This is a genomic window from Sphingobium sp. C100 (assembly GCF_000508185.1).
Taxonomy (GTDB): domain Bacteria; phylum Pseudomonadota; class Alphaproteobacteria; order Sphingomonadales; family Sphingomonadaceae; genus Sphingobium.
This window is the reverse complement of sequence record NZ_AYOY01000207.1, coordinates 1-18,227: the sequence shown is the minus strand read 5'-3', so window position 1 is coordinate 18,227 and position 18,227 is coordinate 1. Positions and strand designations below refer to the sequence as shown.

Annotated in this window: 18 protein-coding genes; 4 read left to right on the top strand and 14 right to left on the bottom strand. The window is 64.0% G+C overall.

Features of this window, described 5'->3' with window-relative positions; translation table 11 throughout:
* Positions 1-93: 93 nt before the first annotated feature.
* Positions 94-711: a ribonuclease D gene (locus C100_RS46100; protein ID WP_024021974.1), complete on the bottom strand. Its 618-nt coding sequence runs from the start codon at positions 709-711 to the stop codon at positions 94-96.
* A 279-nt stretch (positions 712-990) separates the two neighbouring features.
* Between C100_RS46100 and C100_RS49400 the strand changes: the two genes are divergently transcribed.
* Positions 991-1,821 carry a cold-shock protein gene (locus C100_RS49400; RefSeq protein WP_031310331.1) on the top strand — a complete coding sequence of 277 codons (831 nt, stop codon included), beginning with the start codon at positions 991-993 and terminating at the stop codon, positions 1,819-1,821.
* Between the two features lie 242 nt (positions 1,822-2,063).
* Complete coding sequence (locus C100_RS46095; RefSeq protein ID WP_024021971.1) at positions 2,064-2,246, top strand: hypothetical protein; 183 nt, start codon at positions 2,064-2,066, stop codon at positions 2,244-2,246.
* An 835-nt stretch (positions 2,247-3,081) separates the two neighbouring features.
* Here C100_RS46095 and C100_RS46090 read toward each other — a convergent pair.
* Both C100_RS46090 and C100_RS46085 read right to left on the bottom strand, forming a co-directional pair.
* Entirely contained in the window at positions 3,082-3,411 is a 330-nt protein-coding gene (locus tag C100_RS46090) for a low molecular weight protein tyrosine phosphatase family protein (protein ID WP_031310329.1), read from the bottom strand.
* 210 nt (positions 3,412-3,621) lie between these two features.
* Positions 3,622-5,037, bottom strand: coding sequence for a helix-turn-helix domain-containing protein (locus tag C100_RS46085; protein WP_024021969.1), 1,416 nt, complete (start codon positions 5,035-5,037; stop codon positions 3,622-3,624).
* A 137-nt stretch (positions 5,038-5,174) separates the two neighbouring features.
* Between C100_RS46085 and C100_RS46080 the strand changes: the two genes are divergently transcribed.
* Entirely contained in the window at positions 5,175-5,360 is a 186-nt protein-coding gene (locus C100_RS46080; protein WP_031310328.1) for a hypothetical protein, read from the top strand.
* Between the two features lie 107 nt (positions 5,361-5,467).
* Here the strand turns inward: C100_RS46080 and C100_RS46075 are convergent, their stop codons facing one another.
* Positions 5,468-7,591, bottom strand: coding sequence for a TonB-dependent receptor (locus C100_RS46075; RefSeq protein ID WP_024021967.1), 2,124 nt, complete (start codon positions 7,589-7,591; stop codon positions 5,468-5,470).
* A 115-nt stretch (positions 7,592-7,706) separates the two neighbouring features.
* On the bottom strand, positions 7,707-8,615 hold the full coding sequence (locus tag C100_RS46070; protein WP_031310326.1) for a LysR family transcriptional regulator: 909 nt from the start codon (positions 8,613-8,615) through the stop codon (positions 7,707-7,709).
* Positions 8,616-8,900: 285 nt separating this feature from the next.
* On the opposite strand from C100_RS46070, the gene C100_RS48720 reads away from it, so the two are divergent.
* Positions 8,901-9,074, top strand: coding sequence for a hypothetical protein (locus C100_RS48720; protein ID WP_024021965.1), 174 nt, complete (start codon positions 8,901-8,903; stop codon positions 9,072-9,074).
* A gap of 106 nt (positions 9,075-9,180) precedes the next feature.
* Here C100_RS48720 and C100_RS47645 read toward each other — a convergent pair whose 3' ends face one another.
* From C100_RS47645 to C100_RS48710, 9 genes are all read right to left on the bottom strand, one after another.
* A complete protein-coding gene (locus tag C100_RS47645) occupies positions 9,181-9,960 on the bottom strand; it encodes a Rha family transcriptional regulator (protein ID WP_024021963.1) in 780 nt (259 codons plus the stop codon).
* Positions 9,957-10,376: a hypothetical protein gene (locus C100_RS46065; RefSeq protein WP_024021962.1), complete on the bottom strand. Its 420-nt coding sequence runs from the start codon at positions 10,374-10,376 to the stop codon at positions 9,957-9,959. Before C100_RS46065 ends, C100_RS47645 begins: the two co-directional genes overlap by 4 nt.
* A 386-nt stretch (positions 10,377-10,762) precedes the next feature.
* A complete protein-coding gene (locus tag C100_RS48715; RefSeq protein WP_024021960.1) occupies positions 10,763-10,933 on the bottom strand; it encodes a hypothetical protein in 171 nt (56 codons plus the stop codon).
* A complete protein-coding gene (locus tag C100_RS46060) occupies positions 10,933-11,118 on the bottom strand; it encodes a Pam3-gp28 family putative phage holin (protein ID WP_024021959.1) in 186 nt (61 codons plus the stop codon). The genes C100_RS48715 and C100_RS46060 overlap by 1 nt, the downstream gene beginning before the upstream one ends.
* On the bottom strand, positions 11,115-11,798 hold the full coding sequence (locus C100_RS46055; RefSeq protein ID WP_024021958.1) for an N-acetylmuramidase domain-containing protein: 684 nt from the start codon (positions 11,796-11,798) through the stop codon (positions 11,115-11,117). Before C100_RS46055 ends, C100_RS46060 begins: the two co-directional genes overlap by 4 nt.
* Positions 11,799-11,874: 76 nt before the next feature.
* Entirely contained in the window at positions 11,875-12,276 is a 402-nt protein-coding gene (locus tag C100_RS46050) for a hypothetical protein (RefSeq protein WP_024021957.1), read from the bottom strand.
* Positions 12,277-12,308: 32 nt separating this feature from the next.
* A complete protein-coding gene (locus C100_RS46045) occupies positions 12,309-13,139 on the bottom strand; it encodes a hypothetical protein (RefSeq protein ID WP_024021956.1) in 831 nt (276 codons plus the stop codon).
* Between the two features lie 2 nt (positions 13,140-13,141).
* Positions 13,142-18,028: a hypothetical protein gene (locus C100_RS46040; protein WP_024021955.1), complete on the bottom strand. Its 4,887-nt coding sequence runs from the start codon at positions 18,026-18,028 to the stop codon at positions 13,142-13,144.
* On the bottom strand, positions 18,025-18,227 hold a 203-nt coding region (locus C100_RS48710), incomplete at its 5' end, for a hypothetical protein (protein ID WP_037531416.1). The genes C100_RS48710 and C100_RS46040, both read right to left, overlap by 4 nt.

Genomic DNA, 18,227 nt, shown 5'->3' with positions numbered 1-18,227 from the left:
GGTCATGGCTGCCGCCCGGTCGCGCCCATTGACGGCGCACATCGCGTTGCTGATCGGCCTGGACGGACATGATGGCGTTATTGCGCCTCCCGGTTACATATGCGCGAAAATGTCGATTTCCGGCCAGCCGGCCAGATCGAGGTCGGCGCGGTGGGGCAGGAAATCGAAACAGGCCTGGGCCAGTTCCATCCGGCCTTCGCGCACCAGCCGCTTGTCGAGTTCGGCCTTCAACTGGTGCAGATAGCGCACGTCGGACGCGGCATAATCCTTCTGCGCATCCGACAGGACGGGGCCGCCCCAGTCGCTCGACTGCTGCTGCTTGCTGATGTCCTGGCCCAGCAATTCGCGCACCAGTTCTTTCAGGCCATGGCGGTCGGTATAGGTGCGGATCAGGCGCGATGCGATTTTGGTGCAATAGACGGGCGCGGCCACCACGCCGAGATAATGTTTGATCGCGGCGAGATCGAATCGGCCGAAATGATAGAGTTTCAGCCGGTCGGGATCGGCCAGCGCCGCTTTCAGGTTGGGCGCGGCATAATCGCTGCCAGGCTTGAAGCGCACCAGATGCTCGTCGCCCTTCCCATCGCTGATCTGGACGACGCACAGCCGGTCGCGCGGGGTGATCAGCCCCATGGTTTCGGTATCGACGGCGATCGGGCCGGGGGCGAGCACGCCGGCGGGCAGATCTTCTTCATGGAAATGGACGGTCATGCGATCCCCTCTATGGCCAAACCGTCCGCACCGCAATCGACCCGATGCATCGGGAACGGCTTGCGGCAAACCGGCGGGCCGCTACGATGAACCGTGGCGATTTCAGGGATTTCGCGCAAAAGGAACGAAACGGGTCCAGCGTGATGAAAATCATTCGCGCTGCTCCGAAAAGTTGATATAGTGATTCCCAAACCCGCCTTTGCGGTGGATTCTGCATGTCATTCGCCCGACATGTTTGTCCGATTGGTCTTGGGGCGAAGCGAAAGTGACTAACAGGGCATGAGTTTTGATAGAGGTCGCCGCGGCGGGCGCGGCAAGGATAAGCGCGACGGTTTCGGCGACGACAATTTCTACGATCAGGGTAATCGCGGCGGCTTTGGCGGTGGTGGTTTCGGCGGTGATCGCGGCGGCTTCGGCGGTGGCGGCGGCTTCGGCGGTGATCGTGGAGGTTTCGGCGGTGGTGACCGCGGTGGCTTTGGCGGCGGCGGCGGCGGTGGTGGCCGCGGCGGCTTTGGTGGCGGCGCTCCGGGCGGCGGTGGTTTCGGCGGCGGTGGTCGCGGTATGCCTGCCCAGGTCGTCGGCGAAGGCAAGGGCGTCGTAAAATTCTTCAACGGGCAGAAGGGCTTTGGCTTCATCGTTCGTGACGATGGCGGCGAAGACGTGTTCGTGCACATCAGCGCGGTCGAACAGGCCGGCCTGACCGGCCTGGCCGAAGGTCAGCCGCTCGGCTTCACTCTGGTCGATCGTGGTGGCAAGGTGTCGGCGACTGATCTGGTGATCGACGGCGAACCGCTGCCGGTGACGGATCGCGCGCCGCGCGAACCGCGTCCCGGCGCTGCCCCCGGTGGCTTTGGCGGCGCCGCCGAGCGTGGCCCGCAGCGTCAGCTGACCGGCGAGCGCGCCAGCGGCACGGTCAAGTTCTTCAACGCGATGAAGGGCTTCGGCTTCATTCAGCGCGACGACGGCCAGCCGGACGCTTTCGTGCACATCAGCGCCGTCGAACGGGCGGGTATGGCCGCCCTGAACGAAGGCGATCGACTGGACTTCGAACTGGAAGTGGATCGCCGCGGCAAATATGCCGCCGTCAACCTCCAGTCCAAGGCCGAATAAATCGCCTGACGCACATCATCCCTGTTAAAGGGGAGAGGATAGAAGGGGCCGTCTCGAAAGGGACGGCCCTTTTTTGTTGGTCGGCAGGCTGTGCGCCTTGGATGGCGGGGTAGCAAAAAGGGTGGTTTTCAGTAGGTCAGCTTTTGGAGAGATGACCGGCGATAGCCGACGCTGCGCGGTGGAAAATCATTCGGCAAAGATCGCCCCTTTGCGACATTGAGAATTATTGCCATGATGTGCTCATGAAGATTGCCGAGCGTATCTTGTATGCCTCCGCCGGAGCACATTTCGCAGCCGCATTTGTTGGCATAGCCTTTGAATGGCGGGCCATTTTTTATGGCTCTGCCGCCATTGGTGGCATAGCTGCAATTTTCCTGTCGGTAGCTTGGTTCCGCGATCGACGCAGGAAAATCGAAGGCAGCTAACGACCTGATTTGATCGTTCGGCCTACGAGTTGCCGTCCGAATGAGCGTCTGGTTTTAGGGTTGCGCATTATCACAACTGAATGGCAAATTCTGGTCGATTTGCGACCGGCAGCTTTCCCGCTCGAAACCGGACGGGCTGCTCATCGGCGGTCCGGCCCAACCCGATAGTTGGCAATGGCGGCGCGGGGTGGAAAGGCGACGGTCCGCTTTCCGTGCGACTTATGGACATAGCAGACTTTAAGGCCTGCTGGCGTGGCCATACCAAAATCCAGCTAATGCCTCCGGGATACCGTTAGTTATGCCAAGGGTATCTTTGGCAACACACCATTCAAGGTAATGGACAACAGCCAGTGCCTGTGGCGCTGTCAGAAATTTCCATCTTCGCTTCGTGTATCTTCCCCAATCCGTGGATGCTCGATCATATGGCTGCCCGATTCCATTGGTCAGAAAGTAAACCGGATCAATCAAATCCAATTCTCCTCGCAAATCTGCTACTATGTAGGCGGGAATATAGAAACACGCCGCCTCATCAGAGAGGAAGCACAGCGCCGAACCAAACCCGCCCGGAGAAGAGTCTACCCATTTGGATTCGAGAGCCGTCCAATCAGCTTTAGTCTCGAAATCGCGCGCAACATCGTAGGGCTCATCGCCTTGAACGCTGTTTACCAAAGGATAAAAAATGCAGGTCGTTGGGCTGGAAAAGCCTGTTCGACTTCAATTACGATTTGATCGGTCGTCTTATCCATACCGAATATAATGGCTCATTATGCGACGGTGGTCACGTCCGGTCGCGGGGCTTTCTCTGCGATCCCTGAACGGCGATAGTTGGTCGATATTAGCCGGTAGGCAGATGTGGTGCGAGCCGTTTTTCCAACAATGCTACCAGCGCCGGGTCCATGAACGCGAAGTTGTCTGCTATGTCGAGACAGATCAACCGTTTGCTATTTAGCGAAGAGCGGAAGCGTTTCTGGACCTTGGTACGGTGCATCTTTTCCATGACTACGATCACGTCCGCCCACTTGATCAATTCCGATGTTATAGGGTTCTCCGCATCATTATTTGTGCCTGCCGACGCGACTTCGAGGTCTGGACGCTGGGAAAAAACCTGCTCCGCAGTCGGGCTGCGAAGGCGGTCCTGGCTACAAACAAACAAAATATTTTGCACGCGGGATAGCCTTGCGACCGAAAGGATCCCCGAGATGTAATGTCCGCTGTGGGCAAAGGTCAATCGGGTCGGGAACAGCCTGATTTTGGTCGCTGCCGGCTAATCAAATATATTCAACGTCATGCCAGCGCAGGCTGGCATCTCGAGCGGAGGCGCGCAAAGGTGGGAATGGCGTTCTCACCACGCTAGCCCCCAGAAAACAGCCGCCGCCTACACCCGCCGGAAGGGAAAGGGCGCGGCGGTGCGTTCGTAGCTGTGCAGGTCCAGCGCGCGGGTGACCGGGGGCAGGGCGCGGTCGGGACAGGCACGCCGCTCGCACAGCGGGCAGGTCGGGCCGACCTGCGTCACCGCGCCCCGGTCAGGGTCCAGTCCATCGGCATGGACGATGCGGGCGGCATGTTTCGCCTCGCAACCCAGCGCGATCACGGACCGGCCCCGGGCGTCGCTCGCGCCGCGCGGCAGGCCGATCGCCAGCGTCAGGAAATACCTGCCCTCCAATGTCTCGATCAACTGCGGCGTGACCGCGCCCGGCGCATGGTCGCCATGCGCGTCCCAGCGCGGGCAGGTGCCGCCGTAGCGCGCGAAGGGCCAGGCTTCGCCGTCGAACCGCTTGGCAAGGACGCCGGCCCGGTCGATCTTCGCCATGAAGAAGGGGATGCCGCGCGCGCCGGTCCGGTTGAGGCTGGTGAGCCGGTGGGCGAGCTGTTCGGTCGAGACGCCGAAGCGGTCGCAGAGCAGGGGGAGGTCGTGCCGGCACTGTTCGGCCGCCTGGCGGAACCGGTCATAGGGCATGACCAGCGCGGCGGCGGCATAGTTGGTGAGCGCGATGGTGGCGAGGCGGCGGCTGTCTTCGTCGGGCGGTGCGGCCCTCGTCACCTGCGCGGCGATGGCTTCGGCCAGTTCCTGCGCACAGACATGATAGGCGATGGCGAACAGGCGGCCCGACGCGGGCAGCCGCTCGCTGAGCATCAGGCGGCGGCGATGCATGTCGTAGTGACGCAGAGCGTCCGCCACGATGTCGCTGCGCACCACCTGCACGTTCATGCCATGCCGGTCCTTCAACCGCGCGCGCAGGGCCGCCTGGAGCAGGGCGGGGTCATCGGGCAGCGCGGCCGCGATCGTCTCGGCGCAGGCGTCGATCTCGGCGAAATGATTGCCGGCCCGGGCGATCATCTCGCGCAGCCAGTCGACCGGCGCGACCAGTGGCGGCCGATCCGCGCCGCCGCCCGCAAGCACTTCCCCCGGCACACGGCGCAGGTCGGTAAGTGCGCGATAGAATCGCGCCACCGCTTCGCTGACGCCGGGATAATTTTCCACGACTTCCATCACCTCGTCGCGGGTGATGCCGATGTCGCGGACCAGGGCGTCCGACAGGATTTCGCCCAGTTCGCGCGGGCCACCGTCGGAGGACGGGGCGGTGAAATCGCGAATGTCGATGTCATAGGTATTGGCGAGGCGCAGCAGCATCTGCGCGGTCAGCGGCCGTTGATTGCGCTCCAGATGGTTCAGATAGCTGGGCGATATGCCCAGCTCCTCCGCCATCTGCGTCTGGTTGACGCCCAGTTCGCGCCGCAGGACGCGGAGTTTTGGCCCCAGATAGAGTTTGCGGTCGGTCAGCTCTGCCATATGGACATAATGTCATAAATTGACAGATTTACCAGACCTGATTATGACTTGCGGCCACTCATCGGTCTGGCGCGGCGCGCGCATCTGTCTATTTCGGTGTCCATCAGCCCGACGGGCGCAAAGGAAGGACCAGGATGATGACTACCGACGCCATCGAACAGCCGCAGATCGACCGCCAGCCCACCCGGTCCCGCGCGGTCTTCAGCCAGGAGGATTTCGGCCTGATCCGCACCGCCATCGCCCATTATCTGCGCGAGGTTCAGGACCAGCCGGAATCGGTCAAATATGCCAATCTCTACCACCGGCTCGGCCGCGTGGCCTGATCGAGAAAGGCCAGGGGAGGAAGGGCGCGGCGGGCAACCGACCGCGCCCTCATGGCTTGCCTCCGCATCCGGGCCGGAGCGGATGAAGCCCCGGCCCGGATATGTGATTAAAGCGAGAAACGCGCCGTCACACGGATGTCCCGACCCGACAAGGGGGCGTAATCCTTGAGGAAGCTGGCATGGCGCCGGGCTTCCACGTCGAAGATATTATTGGCCGACAGCATCAGCGTGGTGCGGTCGTTGCCCGGCAGCGGCTTGAACGAAATGGAGGCGTTGACCATCGTATAGCCGTCGGTCGGGGTCTCGAAATCGGTCACGCGGTCCTGGTCGAACACATGCTCGACCTCGGCGCGACCGGACAGCCGCCCGCCCTGCGCTTCCAGCCCGCCCAGCAGGCGCATCGCGGGAATGCGTGGCGCCGGGCCGTCGCCCTTGATCGTCGCATGGACATAGTCGGCGACGCCATCGAGATTGATCTTGGTCTCGCCCAGCTTGGCCAGCGTGACGGAGCCTTCCGCCTCGAACCCGTAATAGCGCGCATCGGCCTGGCTGAAGGCATAGCAGGGGAATTCCAGTTCCTCGCCGCCATTGACCGCCTGGCACACACTGTCGTCGGCGACGCTTTCATAGATATAGCCGCTGAACCAGTTGTGATAGGCGGCCAGGCTGATGCTGTAGCCTTCGCCCGAACCGCGCAGCGTCCCTTCCACGCCCCAGCTTTTTTCCTTGCCGAAATCGGGATTGCCCAGTTCGAACGCCTGAGTGCCGGCGTGATTGCCGCGCGCGAACAATTCCTCGGCGGAGGGCGCACGTTCGCTGCGCGACAGGTTGAGCCCCAGACGCCAGCCCGGCACGATCGCCTGGCTGATGCCCAGCGAGCCGGACAGCGCGTCGAAGCTGCGGCGGCGGCCATCGAAGAACAGGCCCTCGTCGGCGTCGGCCTTCAGGTCGGTATGTTCAAAGCGCCCGCCCGCTTCCAGCCGGGTATTGCCCAGATCGAGCGATTGCAGGGTGAAGATGCCGATCTGGTCGGTTTCATTCTTGGGCAGGAATTTCTCTTCGCCCACGACATAGAAGCGGCGGGTGAAGAATTGCGCACCGAACGCGCCGTCCCAGCCGCCCCGCTTGGCCTGGACGAACTCCAGCCGGCTTTCCATCGACTTGTTATAGAAGGTCGTGCCTACCTCGCCCGTATCCTCGATTTCCTGATGCTGGTAATCGGCAAAGCCCGCGCGCAGGCGGATGCTGTCAAGGAAGCCGCCATTGACCGCGACTTCGCCGCGCAGGTCGACGCGGTCCTGCTTCATGTGCAGCCGCACCTGTTCCGCCTCGCCATCCGGGTCGAGCGAATAGCGGATCGGCACGCCATAGAAATTGTCGGTATGGGCGAAGGATACGCCCAGATTGCCGCCATCGTCGATGAAGGCGGCGCCGCCCGCCACTTCCCACATCCGCCCGGCGCTGTTGGGCAGCTTGCCCTTGAGCGTGGCGAGATCGCGAATCTCTTCGCTGTCGCTCGCCGCCGCCTGCGCCCGCAGTTCCGGCGTCAGGATATAGTTGCCGGTGTCGAGGTCGCCGGTCTTGCTGTAGGTGCCGTCGAGATGGACGACGAATTTGTCGGCCAAGGGCACTTCCACCTCGCCCGCCCCGCTGCGTTCATTGGCGGCGCTGCCATAGGTGCCGAGCGCGTCGATATGGATCGGCTCGTCGGGAACGCGGCGCGGGATGCGGCTGTCGAGCACGTTGACCACGCCGCCCAGGGCCGATGAGCCATAGAGCAGGGCGGAAGGGCCGCGCAGGATTTCGATGCGGTCAGCCGTCAGCGGGTTGATCGCCACGGCATGATCGACCGAGGTGTTGGACACGTCGAAGCTGCCGATGCCGTCGGTCAGGATGCGCACGCGCTCACCCTGGAAACCGCGCAAAATGGGGCGTGAGGCGCTGGGACCGAAGGAGGTGGCGGACACGCCCGGCTGACGCGCGAGCGTTTCGCCGATGCTGGGGCGCAGTTCGCGGGTCAACTGGTCGCCGGTGATGACGCTGGTGCCGGACAAAATATCGCCCTGCCGACGCGGGATCAGCGCCGTGACCACAATGTCCGACCGTTGGTCATGATAGCCGCCCTGATCGGCATCGTCGGCGGGAACCGGGGCGTTCTGGGCAAAGGCGGGGACGGCAAGGCACAGTAGCGGCAAAGCGCAGCCGGCGCGCAGCATCGAAATGCGGGACATGGAGATCAACCCTTTTAATTTTGGTCTGGATGTGACCCTGTATCTGCGATGATACACCATATCAAGTGCGTTCGTCGCGTATTTGCTGCGGCGCGACATTAAAAATCGGTCATGGTCAGAGGAAGAGAAACTCGGCCAGCGCTTCGACCGCAGGCTTTGCCGCAGCGTGCGGCCCCACCGCCTGGCGGATTTCGACCGCCGGCAGGGGGATTTCCAGCGCCAGTCGCCGGATGCCGCTCATCCGGCCCAGATCCCGCGCCAACGGGCCGAAGGCCGCGAAACATCCCGCGCCGTCGCGCAGTGCCGCGACGATCTCCAACATATTGTCGCTTTCCATTTCGGGCGCCGCGAACGGCAACCGGCCCCGCGTCAGGGCGGCATCGACAATGCCCCGCACCCCGTTCTGCGGCTCCATCGCCAGCAGCGGCGTGATCGCCAGCATGTCCCGGCTGACCGCATCGGCCCGCGCCAGCACATGGCCGCTGCCGGCATAAAGGCTGAGCGGCTCGGACCAGCCATAGCGTGACTGCAGGCCGGCCGGTTCCTCCAGCGCGTAGAAATAGGCGATGTCGGCCCGCCCGGCCGCCAGCGCCTCGGCCGCATCGCGCACGTTATGGACGTGCAGGTCCAGCGCGATCGCTATGTCCTCATTCGCCGCTTCGAACGCGGCGAGCGCATCCTGGAAATGGCCGAAGACCGGCGCGGGCGCGGCCAGGATGATGGTGTCGCGCAGCGGCGCGGTCGGAGCGGGAGAGGGGGGCGGCTGCGCCTCCCGTTCCGCCTCCAGCGGCGCATCCTGAGTGAGCAATGTCATCGCCTGCGCCGTCTTGCGGCCGGCCGGCGTCAGCCGCGCCTCGCCCGCCGGATCGTCGAACAGCCGATAGCCCAGGCGCAGCTCCAGCGCGGCCATGTCGCGCAGCACCTCTTCCGGCGCAATGCCCAGAGTGTCCGCGCAACGCGCCGCGTCGCCCGCCGCCACCATCTGCGCAAATATGTCCAACTGGCGCAGGGAAGGGCTGCTCATGGCGCGGTGATAGAGGAAATGGCCGGCCGGGTTAAGGGCGATCTTCGGCCCGCGCAGCGCAATCCCGGTTGACGAATCCCCCGCGATGATGGCAGGGCGCTCCTCTGCCGGGCGGGTATAGCTCAATGGTAGAGCACTAGCCTTCCAAGCTCTGCATAACCCAGCATTTCCGCCACATTTGCTGTAAAGCGCTCAGAATTTGCGTTGAGCAATTCCAATAGCTTGGGCTGTGCGCGTAAACCATAATGCCTTGACCGACTCGCGAACATTAAGCGAACATTGGCCATGCTCCCCGATCACCATGACCTTACCAGGCAGTATAACGCCATCATGAAGCAAATCGCCGCCGGGGTGCCGATGCATCCGATGGAGATATGGGATCTGGTTCAGGCCCTACAGGAAGAGGGTGAGCATGGCTGGGCCAACAGCCTGGCGGATCATCTGCCGGACCAACGATGAAACGCGCCCTGGCCTTGATCGAGGCCACCCTGATCGGTGGCGCCATGATCGCCGGTATCGGCCTGGGCTGCTACAATGCTGGGCGCGCGATCTGGGCGTGGCTGGGCTAGGGCGCGATCGGGCAGACCCGGTCCGCAAGCAGCCGCAGCCCGACGCGATAGGTCGTGTTGGACCGCCGCGATGGGTAGCCCGCGCGCACCATGCCTCGGCCGAAGGCGGCTTCCGTCATTCCTTCACGCCCAGTCTCCAGCGCCCAGCGCTGATAATCGCGATGCAGTTCCAGCGTGCCGACCCTGTGGCCCGGCGCGCGCTCGGTCCGTTCGTTCATCCACTGGACCAACTCATGCGGGGCCAGGTCGCCCGACGCGCCGATCAGCACCGGCTCATCATCCTCGACCGGGGGCAGGCCGATGCTGTTCCACATCCGCCGCACCGCATGACGCCCATAGGCCAGCCGGATTTCGCGGGCCAGGCTCAGCTTCCGGTCCAGATCGTCGCCTCGAACCTGCGCGAACACTGGCGACTCGTCGGCAATTTCGTCATCCGCCCCATCGTCATTCGCCGCCGCGCGCAGCGCCGCCTCCATCCGGTCGAACGCGTCGATATAGGCTATCTTCCACTCCAGCGCCTTCGGCCCGGTGAAACCCATCGCCAGCAGCGTGAAACCTTTGCGATCCATTTCGTAATACCGAGCACTGCGCTTCGCACCACTGCCGATTTCGATCTGATGGACCATTTCCCCAAAATTGGGGGAAAGGTCGCTGCGCTTCGCAATCAAATCTTTGATCGTCCGCATCACATGATCGTGCCGTTTGTCGAATGACCGCGCGACGTCCAGGCTGCTCGCCAGCACCGTCTCGCCCCGCACCTGTACCAGAGCGCTCATGCCTTCAGCCTTTCCAAATCGGCAAGGATGCAGGACCATGCCAGTGCGTGGTGCGCCGTCCCTTCCAGATGGTCCTTGTGCACCACCATCTTGACCGCCACCGCGTCCAGATCGGGCGCGGGCATCCGCATCAGGCCCAACGCCGCATCGCGCGGCGGCCCATAATAACACTCGGACTCATCCTCCAGCGCGCGATACGCTTCGACCGCACGCCTGTAGGCCGTCGGCTCGCTGTCCCGGTGCAACCTCGCCATGGCCTCTGCCTCATTGGCCCAGTCCATCGGGCCAAGATCATACCAGGCGTCGCACAGCAATTTCCGCCGCCGATATTCATGATACGCTTCATCCCAGGCGATCCGGCCGCAACCCGCGCTCATGACGCCGATCCCCGGCGCGAAGGGGATTGCGACGCGCATTTTCCCGCTGACTTTTCGGTAGAATTGGCGGACTTACCGCCTGTAACGATGGGTTCGCCCGTGCTAGGGGCAGCAACAGCCTGAGACATGGGGCAACTCCGTGTCGATGGTTAGGAGCGGCGCGAGGGTTCCAGCCTTGCGCCGCTCTGCCTTTCTGGTATCAACAACCCATGTCAGCGTCAACCCGTGATACCAAGAACCTCGGCGGTCGACCTAAAACCGGGGTCGGCACGCCTGTCATGGTGCGTCTCCAACCAGATGATCTTGCCGCTGTTGACGCCTGGATCATCGAACAGCCGGACCAACCTTCGCGCCCTGAAGCAATCCGCCGTCTGATAAAGGCTGGACTCGACTCTCAATGACTGGCGTCATGCAGAATGGCTGGGCTAGGGCGCGATCGGGCAGACCCTGTCCGCAAGCCGCTGGGCCAGCCTGACGGCGACCTGCGCATTGTCGCATGAGGCATAGTCCTTCACGGTCGCGCAGCCGGTCAGGAAAAAGATCGCCACAATGGGAAGAACGCGCGGCATCCGCGTCGAATGATTTTCGTCGCTCATCACTTTTTCGCCAAAGTGCGGGTCTTCATCTGCCCCCACACGAACGGGACCAGGATCACGGCGATCGTCGTGATGGCGGTTGCCGTGTCATTGTCGAGCCAGCCCTTGCCGACCGCGAAGCCGCCGGCGACCAGCGCGATCTGCCGCACCGCGGCGACCAGTTGGGTTTGCGTGACGTCGTTCATTTCGCCCTCCGCGCATAGGCCGACGCCAGTTTCGTATCGTAGGAATTTTCTTTGAAAGCGGTTCCGTTATAGCACTTGGCGAAGGCCGCCCAGTTGCCCCGGCGCAACGGCGCGGCCAGGCCGTTACCCTCCACGAAGCGCACGAACGCCTCCAGCTGGTCGCCCTCGGTCTGCGCCTGCCGCCAGGCGAAGGACCATGGGTCGGGCGCGCCGCATACGGCAAAATTTTCGCCCAGCACCTGGAAAGCGCCATAGCTGGCCGACATGAAGCCCGCGTCGACGTCCAGCGCCACCGCCGCCAGCAACTGCTCCCACCGGCCACCCTGACCGCGCGGATAAAGCGCGCGGTTCCAGACGCGCGAAGACAGATTGGGGTGGCTCTGGTCGTAGCGATGGCCGGTCGATCGGCTGAACCGGTGCGGTTCGAACAGGATCGTCGGACGACCGTCGATAAAGGCGTCGCCGGTCGCCTCCACATCATAGACCGCCCAGATCTTCGCCGCCTCGACGCGCAGCATCTCCGCCGCCTGCGCGATGTCCATCGCCGTGATGGGATAGTCCGGCCCGGCGGTCATGACGGCGAGCAGCGCCGCCTTGCTCGCACCGCCGAACAGCCCGTCGAGCGGGCCGCGATAAAAGCCGAGCGCTGCCAGCCGCTTCTGCAAGTCAAGTTGGTTCATGGATATGTCTCCCGGCCTATGCGGCCATGAAAAAGGGCGCCCGAAGGCGCCCCGATGCCTCAGCCCTGTGCCGACCCTATTCTTCCTGAGCCGCCAGCCGCTTGGCGCTGAGTTCGGTCTGGACCGCGTTGCGCAGTTCGCCCCTGCTCTCCATCACGTCGCGTGACACGTCGCGCAGGGTGATGGCCTCCACCTGACGCATGAAGCGATCGGTGTAGAGCTTGACGACGCGATCGGCGCCGACAGTCGCCGCCGCCGTCACCAGCGCCGCCGCTTCGCCGCTCATCCCGAACTGGCCGACCAGCCAGTAGGCGATCAGCGCGACCATCGGCAGCAGCAGGATATCCGCCAGCAGCAGATACCCCCTGATCTTCACACCCTTCTTGATCAACAGCGCATATTTCGCCGCCAGGCCGAAAGTCAGGCCAATCCATATCCAGGCATATTTGGCGACGGCCGCCTCAACCCATGGCGACATCGCCGATGCTCCCTGTTGTGTGGTCATGACGATCAGGCCAGCGTGAAGTCGGCGCCATAATCGCTGGCGATGTCGGCGAGCAGATCGGCGCGCAGAATGTCCTTGTCGGCCGTCACCATCTGCTCATCGCAGATGAATATTTCAGCCATGTCGCCCAGGAACATCTGCGTGCCGGCAACGCCCGCCACGTTGAACTTGCCGCCGATCGCGACCTGTCGCCCCGACCCCGCAGGCTCCAGCACGTTCGCCGTCGACCAGCTGCGTGGCAGCACGCTATTCATACCGACCATCGGCGTCTTGGTCGCCGGGTCGTAGCTCGCCCACACAAGATAGCAGCCGCTCGCCGCGAACCCGACGCTGGACGTTTGCTGAGCAGCGACATTGCCGTGCGTGAGGCAGAGCGCGTTGTTCAGCATGTAGAACTGAACGTCGATGTCACTGGTATCGACGCCTGCGGCGAAGAAGGTGTAGGGCGTGCCGGTCAGTGCCACCCCCGCACCCCATTTAATGACGGCGGCGAAGAAATAGCCCTTGGTTGGGTCCAGCATGAAGCCCTGGACATGCAATGGCAGTTCCGGCGCGGTTGTCGTGCCGCCGGGGAATTTGATGACCGGCTTGGCATCGCCCGTCATGCCGTTGCCGACGATGATCGCGTCGTCGCTCGCGAAGCCCATATAGCCCTTGCGGCCCGCGACGCGCAGCGCCTTGCCGGATCGCCGGACATTGCCGTCCGCCGGTTTCAGCCAGACCTTGAGCGCATCATAGGACAGCAGGCGACGGTCGCGATCCGTCATGCTGTAGGTCGGCCGTGCCGGCATGTTCGGCATGGCAAAGGGAACGCGAGTGATGGCGGAAACGGCCATGATTAAACCTCCTCAGTGGCGGCGAGTGTCTGGATGGTGGCGAAGATGTCGAGCGGGCGTCCGTCGATCAGGCTGTAACGGCGCCAGTCCGATCGCTTGAACACTGTGCGCTGACCGCCGTCGAAGCCTTGCGAAGGCGGATTGGCGACGGCCTGGTTGCCATAGCCCAAGCGCGCCGTTTCGACCGCGCCAGCGGGGATCGCTGCCGACATGGTGGCGACGATCCGCGTCGGGTTCGCCTGGTCGATCAGCGCGGTGGACAGGGTGACGGTGGTTCCGGCGCCGTTGCTGTGCGACAGGCCGCCATTGCCGCTGGTGAGGCTGATCGTCTCCGCGTCGCGGGTGACCGGATGGTTCATCGTGACGGTCATCTTCGTGCCGGCCCATGTGGCCGACTGCATCATCAGCGCGGCGGTTTCGCCGCGGATCAGCCAGTCGGCCATCGCTTCGCCCGACAGAGCGCCGCGCCAGGTCTCTTCGGGCGCCTTGTAATGGATGGTGTCGGTGTCGAAGTCGGTGAAATAATGCGGCGGCAGGATATGGATGTCGGCATTGTTGCGCGCCAGTTCGACCTGGGCGAGGCCGGAATAGGCCGGCTCCTGAAAGTTGCCGCGCGCCTGGATGGTCTGGTGATAGAAAAGCTGCGGGGCGGCGGCCTGGGCCGTGCGCGATGTGATGTCGCCCTTCATGATCGCCCATGTGGCCTCGACCTGGCTGCGGTAGCTGGCATTGCTCCAGTCGGCCTCGCCCTGGTCGATCAGCACATGGACCTCCAGCGTCAGCGACTTGGCGGTGGCAATGGCCTTGGCGTTGTCGATGGACGCGAGCGCATTGAGCCAGGGCTGCATCCGGTTCGTGCCGTCATGGATCAGCTGGGCGAAACTCCGCGAGCCGAAACCGAAACTGGCGCTCGCCACATAGACCGATCCGTCATAGCCATTCGGACCGTTGAGGTGGGTCGCCAGCGCGGTGATGAAGCTCTCGCGGGTCCAGCCCCCGATCGCATCAGCACCCGCCTGCCCCAGGCCCTCGCACATGGGGACGAGGCTGGCGATTCGCGCCGGATCGATCGGTATCGTGCTGGATTCGACCCCGCCCACCAGGGCGTCACCATCAAGATTGCCTTGATAGGGGATGGTGCCGCCATTCCAGGTGAGCAGCCGCGACGTGAAAGCCGCGTTGCGGATCGGCATCGCGGTGCGGATGGTCTGCGGACCCTTTACCCCGGTCGGGTTCGGCCCGTAATTGCCCGCGCCAATGCTGTTCGATTGGCCGATCACGACGACATAGACGATCTTGGTGGGCGCGGCGGTCGCCGGTTCGCCCACATGCCAATGCGCGTGCCGCACCTTGTGCCGGTCGCGGATCGGATCGCCGTCGTTGCTGCTGATGCGGATCAGGCCCGGCGTCGGGCCATCGGGGCGCTGGATGACCTGATAGCCCGTCACGCCATGCTGGCTGTAGGTAATCTGCCGCTTCATGCGGGTGGGGCCGTTCGGGCTGTCCACCACCGCCCACAGCTGCGGCACCTTGTTGGCGTCGCCCTGAATGGTGAGGCCGTCCAGCACGCGGGGATGCAGGCGGACGCGCTGCCCCGGCTCATATCCGGCCAGCGGCTGCCCGGCTTCATCCCATTCCGTGACGCGCAGAAAATCGAAATCCACACTGCCGGGGCGGCCCAGCACCTCGCCATATTCGGCGATCACGCGCCGGTCGAACAGGTCGAACGACATCAGTGGCTGACCGGCGATGGCGCGGACCAGGGGAATGCTGCCGTTGGCAATCAACCCTTCGCCGCCGTCCAGCACCAGATTGTGAAGGCTGACCTTGCCGGTGACAGGGTCCGCATAAAAGAAGGCGCCGTTGGCGTCTTCGGCCAGCACCATCATGCCGCCGCTCATGTGCGCCGGCATGACGCGGGGCGTTGCATATCCGGCGGTATCGGACTGCGTGCGCGCCAGTGCTTCGCCCTCCACCGCCTTTTGCGCTACCGCCTGATCCGTCTCGACAGCAACCGTCCACAACCCCGCACCAAGCGACCCGCGCACCACGCGCAGGATGCCGCTGCTCTTGCCGGACAGGACATAGCCCGGCTTTGCGGGATCGATCGCGAAATAGCTGTCCAGCGCCGGGCTTCCGCCGTCGCTGCGCAACAGATCCGTGGTCGGCAACCAACCCCCGCTCTTGACCCGACCATGCGCGCCGGGGCGGATGTCTTGCCATGCGACACCGGCAAAACTGCTGACCGGATCGGCCGAGGTCATGGGCCGAACCGTGCGCGCGCCGTTCGCGTCCACCGCAAGCGCCATGCCCATGAGGATCATGGTGCCGGACGTGTTCTGGAGGCTCCGTTCCTCGTCGGAGATAAACGGGCGATAGCGTTCCCCGATGGCATATTCCGACACTTCCGCAATGCCCGCCAGCGGCGCACTGAGGACGGCCCGGATCTGCGCATTGGTCATCGCGGAATAGTCCGCGTTCAGGGTGATGTTTACTGGCGGCAGGGCATCGGCCTCCACCGTCATGGCCAGCGGGGCGGACGTGCGATTGCCGAGCCGCGCTTTCAAGGAGGTGATGAACAGGTCGGAAGCGGGACCGACGCCGACCGTGTCCTGAATATCGGCCCAGCCATGCGCGCTGCCGGCCAGGCCGACATCGCCATCGACATAAGTGACGCCATCGGTGCCCGTCTTGCCAAACAGGACGGGGACCAGGCTGCCGCTGACGCGAATACGCGACCCCGTGCCGGTCGTTAGCGATTTGATCCGCAGCGCACGGCCGAAATCCTGAATGCGAAAAACGGCAGGCGTGTTGCCGCTGCCTGTCAGTTCCCAGCAGCGATGATCCGCCGGCTGCTGGTCCAGCGCGGTGGGCAGCCAGGGCTGCGCCGCCATGCTGATTTCGCCGCCCAGCGGCGCGTCGGCCAGCAGAGCGCGGTTCATGACCATCGAACCGATGCTTTCCAGGCGATAGCTCCAGCCGGCAGCGTCTACCGCCGTCAGGTCGCCGCCGACCCACTCGACGGTCGCCGGATCATCGAAGCCCTTGCCTGTAACCGTATCATATTGGTCATGCGCGGAAAAAGCAGCGCGACGGCCTTTCCCCCGACAGTCATAGAAGCCGAAATAACTCCCCGACGTGACGCCCAGCGCATAAGCGTGCTGTGACAACCAGACCGACTGGCCCCAATAGGCGTCCGCCTCATCATTGCCCAGATGCTCGATCTCGACCTCGCGCCAGAGCAGATGGATATTATTCTTGAACCGGACGCTGTCGATATGCGCGCCATAACGCACGTTTTTGACGCGGGTAGTCAGCTTCTCGAGATATTGGCTGCCGTTGAAATCGAGTGCGCTGGTGGCCTGGATGATAGCCATGTCCGTGTTTGCGGGCAGCGATCCGTCAATGATCGTCCGACCCATGCCCTTGCCGCGCAGGATGATATTCGCACCATCCTGGCCGGGCAGGACACCATCAGCGCCGGTCGTGATCTTGCCCAGGTTGCGCTCATAATAGGTCCGCGCCTCCAGATCGACCACGGCCATCGCGCCGGGGCTCGCCTTCGCCGACGCCGATACCAGCGCCTCGGCAATGCTGCCGAAATCCGAAGCCCGCAGCATCGCGCCGACCCGCTGCCCCGTCCCGGCAATGGTCGCCACCGCCTGGTCAACCGCCGCTGCGCGCGCGACCTCATCGCCCAGCGTCGAAGTGCTGGACACCGGCGGCCGCGCATCGCCGGCAGTGCGGTATATGTCCAGATGATAGCCGGTCAGCGCGATGCTTTCGGCCACGCTCGCCGGGGTCGTGTCGGTCAGCCGGATATAGGCGCGCAGATCGTCATAGTCCGACAGGTCGGCGGGCAGGGCGAAGGTAAAGGCCATCACCCGCCGCGTCGGCTGTCCGGTCGTGCGATCGATCGTCTGATAATTATCGACATTTGCCGTCGTGATGTCGTTGTCCAGGCTCAGGTTCGTCTTGCGCGCCTGCATGTTCAAAGTGTGCGCCCGGTCCCAACCGGCATGGGTCACAAACTCCAGCGTCAACCGGGGCTGCGATCGGGCCAGCGCCGCGCGCAGCGCGCCCGTCAGCTTCAGCGTCCATTGCAGGATGCTGTCCTCGCCCGTTTGCCCGATCGCCAGCGACAGGCCCATTTCGCGACCATCTTCGGCGATGATGACCTGCGCGCCGCCCGCCATGGACAGATTGGGCGCAACCGCGCGGAAAATATCGACGTTCGGCTCCAGATCGCCCAGCCGGTTGTCCAGCACCGCGTCCGCGCCCGTCGCCGCCGTGCCATCCGGCGTGGCGATCACCTCATAGACGCCGCTTTCAACGCGAAACGACCGCACGGCGTCGGTCGGGCTGTTCGGCGCGATCTGGAGCGTGCCGCCCACCCAGGCCTCTTCGCCTGTCATGACATAGATATAGTCGCGGGTCAGCCGGGTGCCGGTCTGCTGCGCGGGCATCGCGACGCCCAGATTGCCGTCGAACGTGCCGTCCTGCCAATCGACCCGCACTGCATTGCCGCCAAATGGCGTCGTGGCCAGAAAGCCCTCCGTCGCCCACATCACATAGGGGATGCGGATGGTGCAGCCCTTCAGCCGCTGCGCCTGCGCGCGGGAAAAGGGAATGCGCGGCAGCGTGTAGGCGGCCGCTCCGCTCTGGCCGATCGGGATGCTATAGCCAACGACCCGGCCGCCCACGATAATCGGGACGGCGCCACCATCGGTCCCATTGAGCGCGGAGGTGAGTGGCAGTTTTTCGCCCGAAGTGGTGGTGATGTTGGGGACAGCCTCGCCGACGGCGATGGCCTGATCGACCAGCGCCTGCTGCTCGGCGGTCAGCCCCGGCCCCGGAGGGCCAGCAAAATTGATGGGCATGGTGTTCATGCAGTTGGACCCCTCAGGATGGTGAATTCCAGGTCGGCGACGAAGAAGCGGTCGGCGCCGGGCGGCGTGGCGAGCAGGTCGCCGACCAGCGTCAGGTCGCCGGTAGTGTCGGGCAGCGCGGCCAGGGTGGAGGCGAGGATGCGGCAGGTGATCTGGCGCGCCGGACCGCTAAAGATGCGAAAGCCCTGGTCGGCAGGGG